Origin of the sequence: Vibrio lentus (genome assembly GCF_002875945.1) — a bacterium.
GTDB classification, from domain to species: domain Bacteria; phylum Pseudomonadota; class Gammaproteobacteria; order Enterobacterales; family Vibrionaceae; genus Vibrio; species Vibrio apostichopi.
This window is the reverse complement of the sequence record NZ_MCZK01000102.1, coordinates 78,189-99,946: the sequence shown is the minus strand read 5'-3', so window position 1 is coordinate 99,946 and position 21,758 is coordinate 78,189. Positions and strand designations below refer to the sequence as shown.

The following is a 21,758-nucleotide window of genomic DNA, read 5'->3' as shown; positions in this document are numbered from 1 at the left end:
TTAATGCCTCTAAATACGATCAGTTAGCTAGTAGCAACGGAGGCTGTAATGGCAGGCGAAAATAACCAAAACAACCAAAATGAAGATCTCAATGACGCGGTAGAACAGACGGACACGAACGACGCGGGTACGCCCTCCCAACAGCAGAATCAACAAAATCAACAGAACACGATTGCGTCGACGGTAGCGACGGGTGCTGAAAATACGGATGCAGCAGACGAAGTTAACCAAGCGTTGGAAGACAATCCAAGTGGCGCAGGTAATGCGGAAGAAGCATCGGCTTCTGGTGCGGCTGTTCAAGAAGAGACGCCAGAAAGCGATGGAGATTCAGATGCAGCTCAATCCAATGTAGTTGGTGGTGCGGCTTCTGATGCTGGCTCAGAGAATGCTGCCGGTAGTGGCGGCGGAGCGGGTGCTGGCGCTCAAGCTGTCGGTGGCGAAAATGCCGCAGGTTCTGGAGGTGCTTCGAGCGCTGAAGGTAACGAAGAACAAGGCCAAGCTGCACGTACGTCTGCAGCTCCAAGTGCTGCATCTTCTGAGTCCGACAACCAACAAGTCGGTGATGATTTAGATTCACAGACGGTAGAAGAGACATTCGCCGTTGATGTTCAAGCTTCTGACGAAGAGACCATCAGTGAAGTAGAAGACGACTTTGATTCAGAGACGGTAAGTGAAACGTTCAAAATCAAAGTAGAAAGCGAAAATGATGCACCAGAAGCCGAACAAGTTCTGGCTTACATCATGGATGAAGATGGCTCCATAACATTCACTCAAGAACAATTACTCGAATACGCAAGTGATGTTGATGGCGATGAGCTGGTAGCTTCAAATGTTCAAGTTGGCGCTGATGCAACGGTTCAAGATAATGGTGACGGCACTTTCACGGTTGTTCCTTCAGCAGATTTTAATGGCGAACTTGACCTTACTTTCGATATCAGTGACGGCCAAGAAACGATAAGCAGCGCAATTGATTTAACGGTTCGTCCTATTAATGACGCACCTGTACCAGAAGATAAAACGTTTGAAATAGAAGAAGATGGCACGCTAGTTTTCACTGATGCCGACCTTTTAACAGGTGCAACAGACATTGAAGGTGACAACCTGTCAGTTGAAGGTGTTACCTACGATGGCGGCGACGGTATTCTTACTGACAATTGTAATGGCACTTATACCTTTGCTCCAAATGAAAACTTCAATGGTGATGTAAACTTCAGCTTCGATGTGTCTGATGGTACCGATACAGTCTCTGCGAACATCGATGTAAGCGTAACAGCGGTTGATGACGCGCCAGTGTCTGGCGATTTAGCTTACTCAGTAGATGAAGACGGTTCAATTCGCCTAAGCCAAGAGCAGTTGTTATCTCAAGCATCTGATGTAGAGGGCGATGATCTGACTGCAAGCAGCCTAACCGTTGATGGTGATGCGACGGTTACTCAAAACGTGGATGGTAGCTTTACCATCACGCCAGATGAGAACTTCAATGGCGACATCGATATCAGTTTCGACATCTCAGATGGTACGAACACGGTTCAAGCATCGGCTGACCTAACGGTTAATCCAGTTAATGACTTGCCAGTACCTCAAGATCAACAATTCAGTGTTGAAGAAGACGGCACGCTCATTTTCACCGATGCTGACCTGCTAACCGGCGCGACAGACATTGAAGGCGACAACCTTTCTGTTGAAGGCGTAACTTACGATGGCGGCGACGGTATTCTTACCGACAACGGTAATGGTACTTATACCTTTGCGCCAAATGAAAACTTTAATGGCGATGTTAACTTCAACTTCGATGTATCTGACGGTACCGATACGGTGTCTGCGAACATCGATGTAAGCGTAACAGCGGTTGATGACGCGCCTGTCTCGGGCGACCTAGCTTACTCTGTGGACGAAGATGGTTCGATTCGCTTAAGCCAAGAGCAACTGCTCTCTCAAGCATCTGATGTTGAAGGTGATGACCTAACGGCTAGCAGCCTGACGGTTGATGCTGATGCAACAGTTACTCAAAACGTGGATGGTAGCTTTACCATTACGCCAGACGATAACTTCAATGGCGATATCGATATCAGCTTTGATATCTCTGACGGCACCAACACGGTTCAAGCATCTGCCGATCTAACTGTAAATCCAATCAATGACTTGCCAGTTCCTCAAGATCAACAATTTAGTGTTGAAGAAGACGGCACGCTAATCTTTACAGATGCAGATCTTCTAACTGGTGCGACAGACATTGAAGGTGACAACCTTTCTGTTGAAGGTGTTACCTACGATGGCGGTGACGGTATCCTTACCGACAACGGCAATGGCACATATACATTCGCTCCAAACGAGAACTTCAATGGCGATGTAAACTTCAGCTTCGATGTTTCTGATGGTACCGATACGGTATCTGCGAACATTGATGTAAGCGTTACAGCGGTTGATGATGCGCCCGTATCTGGCGATTTAGCTTACTCAGTCGATGAAGATGGTTCTATCCGTCTAAGCCAAGAGCAACTTCTGTCGCAAGCATCTGATGTTGAAGGCGATGACCTTACAGCAAGCAGCCTGACGGTTGATGGTGATGCAACGGTTACTCAAAACGTGGATGGTAGCTTTACCATCACGCCAGATGAGAACTATAACGGCGACATTGATATCAGCTTTGATATCTCCGATGGTACCAATACGGTTCAAGCATCTGCGGACTTAACCGTTAATCCAATCAATGACTTGCCAGTTCCTCAAGATCAACAGTTCAGTGTTGAAGAAGACGGCACGCTTCAATTTACTGATGCAGACCTGCTAACCGGTGCAACCGATATTGAGGGTGATGATTTAACGGTTGAAGGCATCAGTTATGAAGGGACTGATGGGGTACTGACAGATCATGGTGACGGCTTATACAGCTTCGCGCCAAATGAAAACTTCAATGGCGACGTGAACTTTAGCTTCGATGTGTCTGATGGTACCGATACCGTATCTGCAAACATCGATGTCAGCGTAACTCCGGAGAACGATCCACCTGTTGCGGGCTCTACGTCTTACACGGTGAATGAAGACAATTCGATTACCATTTCTGATGCACAACTATTGGCAACATCTTCAGACATTGAAGGCGATGTATCAATAGATAGCGTGACTTATTCTGGTAGTGACGGTGTCCTTGAAATCAACGGTAACGGTACTTATACCTTCTCACCAAACGAGAACTTCAACGGTGAAATTGCTCTTGATGTAGTGGTTGCAGATGAAGAGGGTGCGACAGATGCGACAACTGCGGGTATTACTGTACTTGAAGTGAACGATCCGCCAGTTGCAGGCCCAACTTCTTACACCATTGATGAAGACTCAGTGCTTACGTTCAGTGAGTCACAAGTGCTACTTAACGCTTCTGATGTTGAAGGTGATGTCGAGCTTGTCGGCATTAGCTACGACGGCCCTGATGGCATCTTCTCAGTCAATGGAGATGGGACTTGTAGCTTTGCACCGAATGAGAACTTTAATGGCCAAGTTCAACTTGACGTGACTATTCGTGATGAAGACGGCGCAGAAGTTGATACGGTCATCAACGTGGATGTTCTGCCAATTAACGATGCACCAGTCTCGGGTGATTTGGCTTACAACGTTAACGAAGACGGTTCAATTACCTTGAGCCAAGAACAATTGCTGTCTCAAGCATCTGACGTTGAGGGCGATGACCTCACTGCGAGCGACCTAACGGTTGATGGCAACGCTACAGTAACCGCTAATGATGACGGTAGCTTCACCATTGTTCCAGATGCGAACTTTAATGGTGATGTTGATATCCAATTCAACATCACTGATGGCACTGACATAGTTCAAGTCACCGCGGACTTAACCGTTAATCCAGTTAATGACTTACCGGTCCCTCAAGACCAACAATTCAGTATTGAGGAAGACGGCACGCTGCAATTCACTGACGCTGACCTGCTTACGGGTGCAACCGATATTGATGGCGATGACCTCACCATAGAAGGCATCAGCTACACTGGTGGTGACGGTGTATTAACAGACCATGGTGATGGTACTTATACCTTTGCACCAAACGAAAACTTCAATGGTGATGTGAACTTCAGTTTCGATGTCTCTGATGGCACAGAAACGGTTAGCGCAAACATTGATGTGAGTGTGACGCCAGAGAACGATCCGCCAGTTGCAGGTTCTACTTCGTACATGGTGAACGAAGACAATGCGATTACCATTTCTGATGAGCAATTATTAGCTAACTCTTCGGATATTGAAGGTGCGGTGTCGGTCGATAGCGTGACCTACAGCGGCACCGATGGTGTGTTCCAAGACAACGGCGACGGCAGTTACACCTTCCTTCCTAATGAAAACTTCAGCGGTGATATCAGCCTTGATGTGATTGTTGCAGATGAAGAGGGTGCAATTGATGAAACCACAGCAGGCATTACCGTTCTTGAAGTGAACGATCCGCCTGTTGCAGGGCCTACGTCTTACACCATTGATGAAGATTCTGTTCTAACGTTCAGTGAATCTCAAATCCTTGTGAATGCTTCAGACGTTGAAGGTGACGTTGAGCTTGTCGGTATCAACTACGATGGGTCAGACGGTATCTTTACCGTCAATGGTGATGGCACATGCTCCTTTGCGCCAAATGAAAATTTCAATGGTCAGGTTCAACTGGATGTGACTATTCAAGATGAAAGTGGCGCTACGGTTGAAACACATATCAATGTTGATGTACTGCCAATCAACGATCCTCCGGTATCTGGTGACTTGGCTTACACGATTAACGAAGACAGCTCAATCACGCTGACACAAGATCAATTGTTAGCACGAGCGGGAGACATCGATAGCGATAATCTAGAAGCGATTAATCTATCGACGGATGAAAACGCGACCATCCAACAAAACGAGGATGGCAGCTACACCATTACACCAGACGCTGATTACAACGGCGACCTAGACTTAAGCTTCGATATCATCGATAACGATGGTGGTGAGGTTCAAGTCGGTCTCGATATTACAGTCAATCCACTGAATGACTTGCCACAAGCGCAAGATCAACAGTTCACAATTGAAGAAGATGGCACATTACTGTTTACCGATGAAGACCTACTTGCTGGAGCATCGGATATTGATGGTGATGACCTATCGATTGAAAATGTGCTTTATACAGGTGCAGACGGTGTACTGAGTGATAACGGTGATGGCACCTACAGCTTTGCACCAAACGAGAACTTCAATGGTGATGTTCAATTCTCATTCGATGTCTCTGATGGCATGGGTTCAACACCTGCCGTTATTGATGTTAGCGTAACGCCAGAGAATGATCCGCCAGTTGCGGGCTCAACGTCTTACACAGTTCAAGAAGATGGCCAAATCACTATCAGTGATGAGCAGCTATTAGCGAATTCGTCAGATGTTGAAGGCGATGTTTCACTATCAAGTGTTAGTTACACAGGTGACGACGGTTCGTTTGTTGATAACGGTAATGGCACATACACCTTCACGCCAAATGAAAACTTCGACGGTGATATTTCACTAGATGTAGTTGTCGTTGACGAAGATGGTGCAACGGCGACTAGCACGGCAGGCATTGATGTTATTGCTGTGAATGACGGTCCTGAGACGTCTGGTATTCAGGCCGAAGTTGACGAAGATAATTCAATCACCATTACTCAAGAGCAATTACTTGCGAATGCAACTGACGTTGAGGGTGATGAGTTAACGGCGTCTAACCTGCAAACCAATGATCCTGACGCGACGATCGTTGCGAATGACGATGGTTCATTCACTATCACGCATACCGAGAACTTCAATGGCGAGTTGGACTTCACATACAGCATCAGTGACGGTGACAACGAGGTTCTGACCACTCTCGATCTAACCGTTAATCCAGTTAATGATGCTCCAGAAGCCGGCGAAGAGATCTTCATTCAAGCGCAAGAAGACCAAACGGTTGGTGTCACGCTTCGTGAAGAGCCAGCACTACGTCTAGACCAAGCGCCAGAAAACGGCATCATCGAAGCAAATCTTGATAATGAGTGGGTAGTACTCGAAGTTGGACAGGAAGTACCGGCTGACACAGAAGTGCGCTTTGTACCAAGCGAAGACGCTTTAGCTGAGGGAACACATACCACGCAAATTGGTACCTTCGATGATAACGCGAGCGTTGATGACTGGGGCACAGAAGTTGACCCATACACGCGTGAGTTCTCGGATGGTGATTTAACGGTTACGGTTCAAAGTAACGATGATCCGCTTGGTGCGTGGAATGGTAATACGCACATAGGTCATGGTATCGGTGATACCGACCGTCAAGGCTTGAGTGGTGATGAAAAACTGACTATCTCGGTCGAAGGCCAAGACATCAATGAAATCAGCTTCCACCTAGATGGTTTGGGCGGCTGGTTCATGGAAGAGTCGCGCCACTTTACTGAAGTCGAAATTCGCGCCTTCAATGAAGACGGCGACATGATTGACTCGATGACTTATCACAAAGAAGACCGTGGTACTTTCGAGACAGACTACACGCTAACCGTTGACCAACCTGTGTCTTACTTTGAACTGGGTACAGTGCAAGGTAATGGTACTTATGTTGTGCAAAACATGACAGTGTCACAAACTTGTCATGATGAAGCAGTGTTTACATCGATTGGTGTAGACGGTTCTGAAATCACTGAAACGGTTGAGTTGAACATCCATGCGGGTGACAACGAAATCGAGCTAACGGCTGATCTTCCTAATATCACTATCGATACGGAAGGTTCAGCTCAGTTTGCTTCTGTTGTGATTACTGAAGAACAACTGCTAGCTCAGGCATCAGACATTGATGGCGATGATCTTGATATTAAAAATCTAGAGCTGGTGGGTGAAAACTCAGAACATGCAACACTAACAGATAACGGTGATGGCACTTGGACAGTAACACCGGATGAAAACTTCTATGGCGAAATTGAGCTCGGTTACCAAGTTAGCGATGGTGAGTTAACTGACGACAACATTATCAACATCAACTTCGAGTCGGTGAATGATGCGCCAATCGTTTCTGGCCCAATTGTTCTATCGACAGATGAAGACCAAGGTATCACGTTCAGCGCTGATGACTTGTTGGCGAACACTACTGATGTAGAGGGCGATACGCTGTCTATTTCTGACATCACTTATGGTGGTGATGACGGTGACTTAGTCGATAATGGCGATGGTACATTTACCTTCATGCCGAATGAAAACTTCAACGGTGAAATCGACATCGACTACAAGGTGTTCGATGGTACCGATGACGTGGCAACGCACCTAGACCTAACGGTTGTACCTGTTAACGATGTTCCAGTTCCAGGTGAACCGCTACACACCCAAATGCTAGAAAATGGCTCGATTATCATTGAAGCGAAAGACCTATTGTCTGGTGCGACCGATGTTGATGGTGACATTCTGCATGTCGAAAACCTACTACTTGCAGACCAAACGCAAGGTACGCTAACAGACAATGGCGATAACACCTTTACATTTGAACCGGCTGAGAACTTCTATGGTGAAGTGAACCTGACCTTCGATATCAGTGATGGTCAAGCAAGCGCGCCAAGCACAGCAAGAGTTGACGTTGAGATTGTCAACGAAGGCCCTGAAGTGAGCGGTCCAATTGAAGCGGCGGTTGATGAAGATGGCTCAATCACCATTACGCAAGAAGACTTGTTAGCGAACGCGACGGATGTCGATGGTGACAATCTTGAAGCCGTTAACTTAGCAACCAACGATCCAAATGCGGTTATCGTAGAAAACTCAGACGGTAGTTTTACTATCACACCGAGCGCAGACTTCTTTGGTGAGATTGAGTTTACTTACGATGTAACAGATGCGATTGAGACAGTCGCAGCCGACCTGAACCTAACCGTAAACCCTATCAACGATGCTCCAGATGTGCCGGACATGTCTTTCACTACGGAAGACGGTCAAGCCATTACCATTACCGAAGCTGAGCTACTAGCACAAGCGACAGACATTGAAGGCGATGAACTGTCTGTGGTGAATGTGACTAGCGCAAGCGACACAGTAGAAGTTACGGATAACGGTGATGGAACATACACACTAACGCCAGAGCAGGGCTTCTTCGGCAATGTTGATCTAGCGTTTGATGTGAGCGACGGCACTGATGTGGTTGCTGCAAACATCGACCTGAAAGTTGAATTCGTCAATGACGCACCAGAAGCAACGCCAATGGTTGCGGATGTTGACGAAGACGGTTCAATTCTGGTTACACAAGAGATGTTGCTAGAGAGCGCGAGCGACCAAGATGGCGATGAGCTGTTTGCGAGTGCACTTGAAACCAACGATCCAAATGCAAGCATCGTAGACAATGGCGATGGCACTTACACGGTGACGCCTTCGGAGAACTTCAACGGCGACATCGCATTCACTTATGAGGTGAGCGATGGTGAGTTAAGTACCTCTAATGACATGACATTGACCGTGAATCCGGTGAATGACATTCCAATTGTTGCTCCAGGTATGTACCAAATCGAAGAGGATGGCAGCATCCTGTTCACTCAAGAAGATCTGTTGAGTGGTGCGATTGATATTGATGGCGACGACCTAAGCGTTACCAGCATCAATTACTCTGGTGATGAAGGCACAGTAACCGATAACGGCGATGGTACGTTCAGCTTCGTTCCTGAAGAGCACTTTAGTGGTGATCTGCAGTTCAGCTTTACCGTGACCGACGGTACAACTGAAGTTGAACAAGACCTCAATGTTCACATTGAAGCGGTCGCGGATGCGCCGGATCTTGTGATTACCGATGGTGATGGCGTTAACGTTGATGACCAAGCTATTTTGGTTGAGCCAGGCGGTATTGTTGAACTGAACATTGCAGCGGCACTTGTCGACCAAGACTTGTCTGAAACACTCACTGTTACAGTGGATGGTGTGCCAGAAGGGTCGGTTATCCAATACGATAACGAAGGTGTTCTGAATGACCAAGAGAACGGTATCACCAGTTACAACGATACTGAAATCACAGTAACGTTTGAAGGCGAAACCGCGGGCTACCAAAACGCAGCGGGTTACTACAAAGTTGACGAAGATGGCAACATCACAGGTGTTGAAGTTGTTTACGAAAACGCATCACAAGTTGGTGGTGGCGGTGACCTTGTCCCAGGGCAAGATCAATTCAGCTTCCAAGTTGCAGAAGGTGAAAGCTTCAACCTGTTCTTGATTCCAAACGGACATCAGCACAACGACTTTGACGCGATGCAAGACGGTCAGTATGAGTTCCGTGCTGAGGATGGTTCGCCTGCAAGCATGGATACGGTTGATCCTCAACTTGTCTTTGTTGCTGCCGATGGTACTGAAACAGTGATTCAAGGCCAGAATGGCGATGCGATCTTCCATGGTGGTTCAAGCGCTCAACTGAACCAAGATGGTATCGAACATACTCGCACTACGGTTAATGAAGATGGCGAGCTAGTTTACGGGTTTGAAGACCTTTATGGCGGCGGTGACGCAGACTATACCGATTTCAACTTCACGATTGATGTGGGTGAGGTGAACAGCCAAATCTATAGCGGTGAAGTGACTGTTGGCCCAGATGGTTCTGTAACGCTACCAACAACGGCAATCGCACAAGAACTGCAAATCCAGTTACCAGAAGACTTCAATGAACAGCTTGAAGTTCATGTAACTGCAACCGCAACAGAGCTATCGAATGATGATTCTGAAACGGTATCTCAAACCATCTACATTAATGCGACAGGCGCGCACATTGAGCACGCACCTGAAGCGCTTCCTGTTGCAGCAACAGTGGAAGAAGATGGTTCAATTATCATCACGCAAGAAGACTTGTTGGCGAACGCTCGCGATTTAGGTGGCGACCAACTCACAGCGCTTAACCTAGCAACTGATGATGACAATGTGACCATCACGGATCACGGCGATGGTACATACACATTAACGCCAGACGCTGACTTCAACGGAGATGTTAATTTCACCTTCGATGTATCGGATGGTGATGATGTTGTCTCTACCAATCTAGAGTTAACCGTTTCACCAGTGAATGATGGCCCAGAAGCACAAGACCAAGCGTTCACAGTTAACGAAGATGGTGTATTAACCTTTACAGACCAAGATCTATTAACGGGTGCTACGGACATTGAAGGGGATGACCTAAGCGTTGACGGTGTCACTTACACTGGCGCAGATGGTGTCCTAACCGATAACGGCGACGGTACATACAGCTTCGCGCCGAACGAAAACTTCAACGGCGATGTGAACTTCTCGTTTGATGTATCAGATGGTACAGATACCGTCACTGCGAATGTTGATGTGAGCGTGACGCCAGAGAATGATCCTCCGGTTGCTGGCAGCACGTCTTACACCGTTCATGAAGATAATTCCATCACGATCAGTAACGAACAATTGCTTGCTAACTCTTCGGATATCGAAGGGGAAGTGGCGATTGATAGCGTGACTTACAGTGGTAGCGATGGTGTGCTTGAAATCAACGGTAACGGCACATACACCTTCTCTCCGAACGAGAACTTTAATGGCGAAGTTAGCCTAGATGTTGTTGTGACGGACGAAGATGGCGCGACTGAAGCCACCACCGCAGGTATTACTGTTCTTGAAGTGAATGATCCGCCAGTAGCAGGTCCAACGTCATACACAATCGACGAAGATTCAGTTCTGACATTCAGCGAGTCTCAAGTTCTACTCAATGCTTCAGATATTGAAGGCGATGTTGAGCTTGTTGAGATCAACTACGATGGTCCTGACGGCATCTTCTCTATCAATGGTGATGGCACATGTAGCTTTGCACCGAATGAAAACTTCAACGGCCAAGTGCAGTTGGATGTGACCATTCAAGATGAAGACGGTGCTCAAGTAGATACCTACATTACGGTAGATGTGTTGCCAATCAATGATGTTCCAGTATCGGGAGATTTGGCATACAGCGTTGAGGAAGACGGTTCAATTACCTTGAGCCAAGAGCAACTTCTATCTCAAGCGAATGATGTAGACGGTGATGACTTAACGGCATCCAACTTAATGGTTGATGGTGATGCAACGGTTACCGCTAACGACGACGGTAGCTTTACCATCACACCAGATGCTAACTTCAACGGTGATATTGACCTAACGTTCGACATCAACGACGGGGCAGACACACTTGTCGCTACCGCTGACCTAACGGTGAATCCAGTTAACGATTTACCACAACCGCAAGACCAAACGTTCAGCATTGGCGAAGACGGTGTCTTGAACTTCACAGATGAAGACCTGCTAACGGGCGCTACTGATATCGATGGGGATGACTTGTCGGTCGAAGGTGTGACTTATACAGGTGCCGATGGTGTCCTTACCGATAACGGTGATGGCAGTTACAGCTTCGCACCAAATGAGAACTTCAATGGTGACGTGAACTTCAGCTTTGATGTGTCAGATGGTACGGACACGGTTCAAGCCAATATCGATGTGAGTGTGACACCAGAGAACGATCCACCTGTTGCTGGTAGCACGTCTTACACAGTTCATGAAGACAACTCAATAACCATCAGCGATGAGCAGCTTCTAGCGAACTCTTCGGATATCGAAGGTGATGTTGCCGTTGATAGTGTGACTTACTCTGGCACGGACGGTGTCTTTGAAGACAACGGCGATGGAACTTACACCTTCTTACCAAACGAAAACTTCAATGGCGAAGTGAGCCTAGATGTTGTCGTAGCGGATGAAGATGGCGCGACTGAAGCGACAACCGCAGGTATTACAGTACTTGAGGTGAACGATCCACCAATCGCAGGTGTAACAAGCTACTCCGTGAACGAAGATGAAGTGATTACCATCAGTTCCGAGCAACTGTTGGCGAACGCTTCAGATATCGAAGGTGAAGTCGCGATTGATAGCGTTAACTACACCGGTTCTGACGGTATCTTTACCGACAACGGTGATGGTACGTTCAGCTTCGCACCGAACGCAAACTTCGACGGTGATGTCAGCCTTGATGTGGTCGTAACTGATGAAGACGGCGCAACCGCAACTACTACCGCAAACATTGATGTTCTGCCTGTGAACGATGCTCCGGTATCGGGCGAGTTGGCTTACAGTGTTGATGAAGATGGTTCGATTAACCTAAGCCAAGAGCAGTTACTTGCTCAAGCGGGTGACGTTGATGGCGACGACCTATCGGCATCTAACCTAACCGTTGACGGTAATGCGACGGTAACCGCGAATGACGATGGTAGCTTTACTATCACACCAGATGCGGACTTAAATGGCGACATTGATTTGAACTTCGACATTACCGATGGTGATGCGACGATTCAAGCAACGGCTGACCTAACGGTTAACCCAGTCAACGACCTGCCAACAGTCGGCGAGCCGCAATTTGTGACTCAAGAAGACACCAGCTTCACCTTCACTGAAGAGCAGCTACTGCAAAATGCAGGCGATATTGATGGCGACAACTTGTCGGTCGAAAATGTTGCTTCTGATAGCGGTTCATTGGTGGACAACGGTGACGGTACTTACACATTTGCGCCGAATGAAAACTTCGATGGTAATGTGAATGTGACGTTCGATGTGAATGACGGCACGGCAACGGTACCTGCAGAAGCGACGATTGATGTTCAATCTGTGGTTGATATGCCAGAGCTGTCGATTGCGTCTGACTTGGTGATTGCTTCCGATAACTTCGAGTCTGGCTCGAATGGTTGGAACACAGGCACAGAAAGCTCACAAGGATTCGAGTCGGGTGACATGCTGGGTCGCATTGGTGGCACGGGCGGCGATGAAGCGGTTAGCAAAACTTACGACATTCCAAGCGATGTGAGCGAAGTTAATATCTCGTTCAGCTTCTACGAAATCGACTCTTGGGATGGTGAGTCCTTCCAAATCTTTGTTGGTGGCGAAGAGCTAACTACGCTAGATAACTCTGCGTTCCGTACTCAAGATGGCACAACAACGCTTTACGATTCAGAAGGAAATGAAGTCGGTGAAGTGGTTCACGGCGTATCGCAAGGTGAGGGCTTCAGTGGTTGGAATGACCAAGCACACCAAATCAACCTAACGGTACCCGTTGAAGACGGCCAACTTGAACTTGGCTTCGGTTCAACCCTGAATCAAAGCGTCAATGACGAGTCGTTTGGTATCGATAACATCGAAATCTCAGTGTCTGACGCGGATTACCAAATCATTGGTACCGAAGACACACCAGTTCCACTGGATATCGATGCCGCACTAACGGATACCGATGGTTCAGAAAATCTCGCTATCTTGATTGAAGATGTACCAGAGGGAAGTTTGCTTTCTGCAGGTACCGACAACGGCGATGGCACATGGTCTCTACAGCCAGAAGAACTTGCAGGCCTAGAGTTCATCCCTTCAGGTGATTTCAATGGCGATGTGGTGCTAACGGTTAATGCGACATCAACGGATGTTGATACGGGCACCACTGCGACGGCAACACAAGATGTGACTATTCATATCTCGCCTGCAAACGATGCGCCAGAGGTAGAAGGTGATATCAGCGCAGTCACTGCCGAAGACAACAGCATCACATTAACGCAAGAGCAGTTGCTAGAACACGCTGTCGATATTGATGGTGATGATCTATCTGCAATCAACCTCACAACCAATGATGAAAATGCGACCGTTGAAATGAACGACGATGGCAGTTTCACCATTACACCAAGTGAAAATTTCAACGGTAATATCGAATTTAGTTACGATGTCACTGATGGAGAAGACATGGTGGCAGCAGGCCTAGACTTGACGGTAACACCAGTCAATGACGCGCCAGAGCCACAAGACCAAGCGTTCACAATTGGTGAGGATGGTATTCTTAACTTCACAGACGAAGACCTATTAACAGGCGCAACGGATGTTGAGGGTGACACACTAACGGTTGAAAGCGTGACATACACGGGCGCTGATGGTGTGCTTACTGATAATGGCGACGGCAGTTACAGCTTCGCACCTAACGAGAACTTCAATGGTGATGTGAACTTTAGCTTTGATGTGTCAGATGGCACAGATACGGTTCAAGCCAACATTGATGTGAGTGTCACACCAGAGAACGATCCTCCAGTGGCAGGCAGCACGTCTTACACGGTTCATGAAGACAACTCAATCACCATCAGTAACGAGCAGCTATTGGCTAACTCTTCTGATGTCGAAGGTGAAGTGGCAATTGATAGCGTGTCTTACACCGGAAGCGATGGTGTGTTTGAGGACAATGGCGACGGCACTTATACCTTCTCACCAAACGAAAACTTCAATGGCGAAGTCAGCTTAGCGGTGGTTGTTACCGATGAAGACGGTGCAACAGAAGCGACCACCGCCGGAATTACTGTACTTGAGGTGAACGATCCACCAATCGCAGGCTCAACCAGCTACTCAGTGAATGAAGACGAAGTTATCACCATCAGTTCAGAGCAGCTGTTGGCAAACTCTTCAGACGTTGAAGGTGAAGTGGCGATTGATAGCGTGAACTACACAGGCGCTGACGGCATCTTTACTGACAATGGAGATGGAACATTCAGCTTCGCGCCAAACGCAAACTTCGATGGCGATGTTAGCCTCGATGTCATAGTGACTGATGAAGACGGTGCGACAGTAGCCACCAGCGCAAGCATTGATGTTCTTCCAATCAATGATCCACCAGTATCTGGTGACTTGGCGTACAGCATTGATGAAGATGGTTCGATAATTCTGACTCAAGAGCAATTGTTATCTCAAGCATCGGATGTGGATGGCGATGACCTAACGGCAAGCAACTTAAGTGCTGGTGATAATGCAACCGTTGTTGATAATGGCGATGGCACCTTTACGGTAACGCCAGATGCGAACTTCAATGGCGATATCGACCTAAGCTTTGATATTTCGGACGGTACTGAGTCAATTGTGGCGAACGCCGATCTGACGGTAAACCCAGTCAACGACTTGCCAACGACATCTGATGTTTACGCGAACGTAGATGAAGACAATGTCATCACTATCACGCAGGAGCAGTTACTTGCGAATGCCGCTGATATTGAGGGCGATGATCTTGTCGCTTCCGACTTAACCTTGGTCGGTGACGATGCAACCATTGTCGATAATGGCGATGGCACATTCTCAATCACTCCAAGTGAAAACTTCAATGGCTACATCGATGTTGCCTACAGTATCAACGATGGCGACACACCAATTGCAGCTAACTTAGGCTTAACGGTTGATCCAGTTAACGACGCACCAATTGTCTCTGCTGACGTGGCGATAACCATTGAAGAAGACGGTTCGTACACCATTACTCAAGAAGAGCTCCTACAATTCGCGACTGACATCGAAGACGATGACATGACAGCGATTATCGGAGAGTCGGGTGATGAAACGACGGTAACTGGTACGGTGTTGGATGCTGAAACAGGTAATCCAATCGCAGGTGCGGACGTTACGCTAACCGACAATGCCGGTCACTCTTACACAGCGGTGACGGATCAATCTGGTAACTACTCTGTGAGCGGTCCTGTTGTTGACCAAGGTACCGTAACTATTGAACAAGAAGGCTCTATTACTAGTAGCTTCTTGGTTCCAGCAGGTGAAGATACCAATGGTGGCGTAACCGCAATATCGGAAGTGCTTGAAGAAACCGATATGCGTATCGTGGTCACATGGGGTGAAAGCCCACGTGATATGGATAACCACCTATGGCTCTACGATACAGAGAATGGCAATGAGCTAGACCATATTTACTATCGCGACATGAGCCACGATTTGGGCGAAGGTAATGTCGTTCAGCAAGATGTAGATGACACAAATGGTGGCGGTCCTGAAACCATCACCATTCCAAACTACCAAGATGCGGACATGCACTATTCAGTTCACAACTACACCAGCAGAAGTTGGGATGTGGACGGTGTTGAAGATGTGCAAGTTCAGGTCTTCGTAGGCGATACATTGATTGAAACCTTCAGTCCTGATTTATCGGATAACCCATCGGGTGATCACTGGCATGTATTCGATATCGTGAACGGCGTGATTGTTCCAAGCCAAGATGTTGGTTCACAAAATGCGTTTGATTTGCCAACGGCAGAAGAAGCGCTCGCGAATGAAAACGGCATTGATATCTCTGAATTGCTAACCGGCGATGAAGATGGCGACTCTGGTGAAACAGGTGGTAACGAACCAAGTGTTGGAGATGTTTCAATTGAGAACGCTCTAATCACTGACAATGGTGATGGTACTTACACCATTACACCTGAAGAGAACTTCAACGGTGAATTCTCCATTAGCTACAACGTGGATGATGGTAACGGCGGAGTGACTCCGGCAGAGCTAGATGTGACCGTAACAGCAGTCAACGATCTTTCTGTGATTTACGACCACGACTACACCATTAATGAAGATGGTTCATTGACCTTTACCGATGAACAGCTATTGGCTGGTGCAACGGATATTGACGGCGATGACCTTTCTATTGAATCTGTTAACTACGAAGGCACCGACGGTGTGTTCACGGATAATGGCGATGGCACTTACACCTTCGCGCCAAACGAGAACTTCAATGGCAGCGTCGACCTTACTTACGATGTCAGTGATGGCACCGATGTGGTATCGGCAAACATTGATGTTCAAGTTGTTCCTATCAATGACGTACCGGTTGCAGGCACTACTGCTTACACAGTTGAAGAAGATGGCAGTATTACCCTAAGCGACACACAACTTCTGGCGAACAGCTCAGACGTTGAAGGGGAAGTCTTAGTTAGCGATGTCAGCTACAGCGGCACAGATGGTGTGTTCACTGATAATGGTGATGGTACTTACACTTTCTCGCCAAACGAAAACTTTAACGGCGACATCAGTCTTGATGTGTCTGTTATGGATGAGGATGGCGCAACGGCTGAAACAACGGCAGGCATCGACGTTATTGCTGTCAATGACCTACCGGTTGCAGGTTCAACGGCCTACAGCGTTGATGAAGATAATGTGATTATTATCTCCGATGCTCAGCTTCTTGCGAACAGCTCAGACATTGAAGGTGATGTATCCGTTAGTGACGTTTCTTACTCGGGTGCAGACGGTATCTTTACTGATAACGGTGATGGTACTTACAGCTTCGCACCAAACGAAAACTTCAACGGAAATGTCAGCCTCGATGTTGTCGTTGCTGATGAAGAGGGCGCAACTGCTCAAACTACCGCGGGTATTGATGTTATCGCCGTCAACGACGCTCCAGTCTCTGGCGACTTGGCTTACTCCGTGGATGAAGATGGTTCAATCACCCTAAGCCAAGAGCAATTGCTAGCTCAAGCTTCAGATGTAGATGGCGATGACCTTACCGCAGCTAACTTAACGGCAGGTGACAACGCGACCGTTACGGCAAACGATGATGGTTCATTTACCATTACACCAGATGCTGATTTCAATGGCGACATTAACTTAAGCTTCGACTTGTCTGACGGTACTGAAACGGTTGTTGCAACGGCAGACCTTACTGTTAACCCAGTGAATGATGTCGCGGTTGTTGAAGATGTGGCTTACACCATTGAAGAAGACGGTTCATTAACCTTCACAGATGAGCAACTGCTAGCGGGAGCTTCTGATATAGATGGAGATGAGCTTTCAGTTGCTGATGTGTCTTACACCGGCGCAGAGGGTGTGTTCACTGACAATGGTGATGGTACTTACACCTTCGCTCCAAATGAAAACTTCAATGGCGAAGTAAGCCTGGACTTCTCAGTATCTGACGGTACAGAGACGGTTGATGCAAACATCGACGTAACGGTAACAGACGTTAACGACGCACCAGTGGCGGGCGCAACGTCTTACCAAATGAACGAAGATGGCACCATTACACTAAGCCCTGAGCAGTTGATTGCGAATAGCTCAGATGTAGATGGTGAAGTATCGCTTGATAGTGTGAGCTATTCAGGTGCAGACGGTATCTTGGTTCAAAACGAAGATGGTTCAGTCACCTTCGCTCCAAATGAAAACTTTAACGGCGATATCAGTCTTGATGTGACGGTTATTGATGACGATGGCGCAACGGCTGAAACTACCGCTGGTATTGAAGTGATTGCTGTCAACGACGCTCCAGTAGCCGGAAACGTGGCTTACTCGGTTGATGAAGATGGTTCAATTACGCTATCTCAAGAACAGTTGTTGGCGAACGCTTCCGATGTTGATGGCGATGCACTGACCGCAAGCAACCTATCCGCAGGTGACAATGCAACCGTAACAGCAAATGAAGATGGTTCATTTACTATCATGCCTGATGCTGATTTCAATGGTGACATTGATTTAAGCTTCGATGTGTCGGATGGCCTTGAAACGGTTCAAGCTGGCGTCGACCTAACGGTTAACCCAGTCAATGACCTACCAACAGCAGAAGACCAAAGCTTCACCGTTGAGGAAGATGGAACGCTAATCTTCACGGATGCAGACCTACTAGCAGGCGCTGCAGACATTGACGGCGATGACTTGTCTATCACGGATGTGTCTTACACGGGCGCAGAAGGTGTGTTCACGGATAACGGTGATGGCACTTACAGTTTTGCTCCGAACGAGAACTTCAATGGCGATGTAAACCTTGGCTTCACAGTGTCTGATGGCACTGAGACAGTCGATGCCAATATTGATGTGACCGTAACGGACATTAACGATGCACCAGTAGCGGGTTCAACGTCTTACCAGATGAACGAAGATGGCACGATTACCATTAGCCCTGAGCAGTTGATTGCGAACAGCTCAGACGTTGATGGTGAAGTGTCGCTTGAAAGCGTGACTTACACTGGCTCTGACGGCGAATTGGTTCAAAACGATGATGGCTCTGTGACCTTCACGCCGAGTGAGAACTTTAACGGTGATATCAGCCTAGATGTGGTAGTAACCGATGATGACGGTGCAACAGCGACAACAACTGCAGGTATTGAAGTTCTGGCTGTGAATGATGGACCTGAGTCGGAGGATGTGAAACTAACCACAGCCGAAGACAGCACCATTCTTATCACGCAAGACATGTTGTTAGCTCAAGCTACCGACATAGATAACACCGCAGATGAGCTGTCAGCATCTGGTCTACAAATCGACCCTAGCTTGGGTGAGTTGCTAGACAACGAAGATGGTACTTGGTCATTCACACCAAACGAGAACTTCAATGGCGATGTGCCAATGACGTTTAACGTTAGCGATGGCCAAGAGACAATCTCAGTCGACGGCAACATCGATGTTACGCCAGCGAACGATGCACCTGAAGCGCCAACCGTTGAGATGCAAGGCGAAGAAGATGTGGTCATGGTGATTGACCCGGCTTACATCGCGGATCAAGTCACAGACCTTGATGGTGACGAGATCAGCATCGAAAGCATTACGGTTCGTGCTCCAGCGAATGCGACCTTAACTCAGCAGCCAGATGGCATGTATCACTTAGTGACTACTCAAGACTTCAATGGCTTGGTAGAACTGGGTTATCAAGCAACTGATGGCGAAGAAGTGGTTGATGGTTCGCTGAATGTGGATGTTATTCCAGTTAACGACGCTCCATTTAATGTCGGTAACGCGATGATGACCACAGACGAAGATGGCGCGTTCACCTTCGATGCTGGCGACTTAATGAACTTGTTCGGTGACATTGATACGGCTGACCTTGTGGTTTCACGCATCATCACCGCCGACGGTGAAGATGGCGGTGAAGTTACGGACAACGGCGATGGCACTTGGACATTCACACCAACCGGTGACTTTGCAGGCGTTTCAGACCTACAAGTTGTCGTAAGTGACGGTGAGTTCGAAACGGTTCTCGATGTTCCTGTGTACGTACGTCCTGTCGCAGATGGTGCAGTTATTTCAACTGACCATGACGGTCCATTGGTGTTCGGTGAAGATGAAACCGGTCACTTAGGACTGAATGTTGGCCTAGTCGATGATTCAGAAACGCTAAGTAACCTAGTGATGACAGGTTTCCCTGTTGGATTCGAGGTGACCGATGGCGTGAACACTGTGATGATCACTGAGCCGGGTCAATACATCGACCTGTTCGACTGGGATATTTCAAACATTCAAATGACGCCTCCTGAAGACTTCCATGGTGAGTTCTTCGTAACCGTAAGTGCAACAACCGTTGATTACGGAGATGAGCCAGAAGCATTTGATGATGGCATCGATACTGGTGATTTCGAAACGGTGGCGGGTGATTCCATCATCCTAACCGCGGACGACCTAATTGGGTTGGCTGAGAATGTGGATGCTGACAGCGACGATGAAGTGAAACTGGTTCATCTAGCAGACCGCAGCCAAGGTGAGATTGTCGATAATGGCGACGGCACTTGGACGTTCACACCAGCACCTGGCTTTACTGGCGAAGCAGACATTGCTTACGTGGTCGATAAAGATGGCGTGCTTCATGATGAGCAAACTGGCGTGGTCGTGAAAGAAGGCGATTCACAAGAGAATGCAACACCTGAAGTTAACAGCATCACAACGACCGAAATCGCAGCCGATGCAACCTTATCGTTCACTGATGAAGACATGTTAGCGAACCTGAGCGATGCAGAAGGCGATAACTTGAGCATTGAGTCAGTGAGCTTGATGGAAGGTGAGGGCGTAATTGAGAGCGATAACCAAGGTAATTATCAATTCACACCGGCTGAAGATTACACAGGCGATGTTCAAGTTGGATTTATAGCAACCGATGGCGAGAACCGCATCGAAAGCTTCTTTAACGTGGATATTCAAGGTGGTGATGAAACAGCTGTTAGTGAAGGTTATGCGTTAGCGGATGATGGTTCATTAACGATCACAGAGTCGCAGCTGGTGGATGAGCTAGGCATGAGCGATACGGCACAAGTTGTTGATGTTGCGGACGCGAACGATGCAGGCTTCTTCGCTGAATCTGGTGAAGGTGAGTGGACGTACTGGCCAAACGAAGACTTCGACGGCAACTTAGCGATGAATGTCGACGTTAACGATGGTGGTGAGGTGTCGAGCCATAGCTTAAGCATCCAAGTGGCCGATGATTCAGTTCAAGGCGATGAACCACAAGCTCAAGTCGCTCAAGCAACTGAAGAGCAGCAAGTGGAAGTCGTACAGCAAGCTGATGACCAAGCTCAAGATACTGAAGCCGAAGACAGCGTGGCTGACGTAACGGCGGCTCCGGGCGATACTATTTCTATCTCGATTCCAGATGAGGTGAGTGGTAACGAATCTGTTGATTACGCTGAGATGTCTGGCTTACCTGAGGGCTCTACTGTGAGTAACGCACTGGATAACGGTGATGGTAGCTTCATAGTCAGTGGCAACTTAGAACAGCCGGTATCGGTTGAACTTCCTGAGGGTTATGAAGGGACTAGCGAGATCCAATTCCAAGGTTACGACGAATTGGGTAGCTCAATAGACGGTGCAAGCGGTTCTGTTGAAGTTGAGGTCGATGATCAATACACCATGCAAGGTTCTACTCAAGAGCAGCAACCAGACATGGCTGGTATGGAATCTGGTGGCAGCGACTGGACAAGTTCAGGTGGTCAAGATCATGGTGTTGACTTCACGGACGACTCTGGAAGCTTCGATTCAGATTCTCAAACTGGAACCGATCAAGGCAACGACTTCGATCAAAGCTCGCTCTAACCAGAAGGGTTTGGTTCAGTTGAGCCAACAAACAGATAGAGCAGCGTAATGTTGCCCTCATTGAAGCCATGCAGAGCGCGCTTTGCGTGGCTTTTTATTTGTGCTGTATTGCTCGTCACTTGCTTTAAATAATTGCTGTTAAAAACTGGGCATTAAAACTTGTGAACCAATAAAAATGTCCTTAATTATTA

The 21,758-nt window shown here is 47.6% G+C and carries 1 protein-coding gene; it reads left to right on the top strand.

Features of this window, described 5'->3' with window-relative positions:
* Positions 1 to 48: 48 nt before the first annotated feature.
* Positions 49 to 21,567: a tandem-95 repeat protein gene (locus BCT49_RS09045; RefSeq protein WP_102434955.1), complete on the top strand. Its 21,519-nt coding sequence runs from the start codon at positions 49 to 51 to the stop codon at positions 21,565 to 21,567.
* Positions 21,568 to 21,758: the final 191 nt, after the last annotated feature.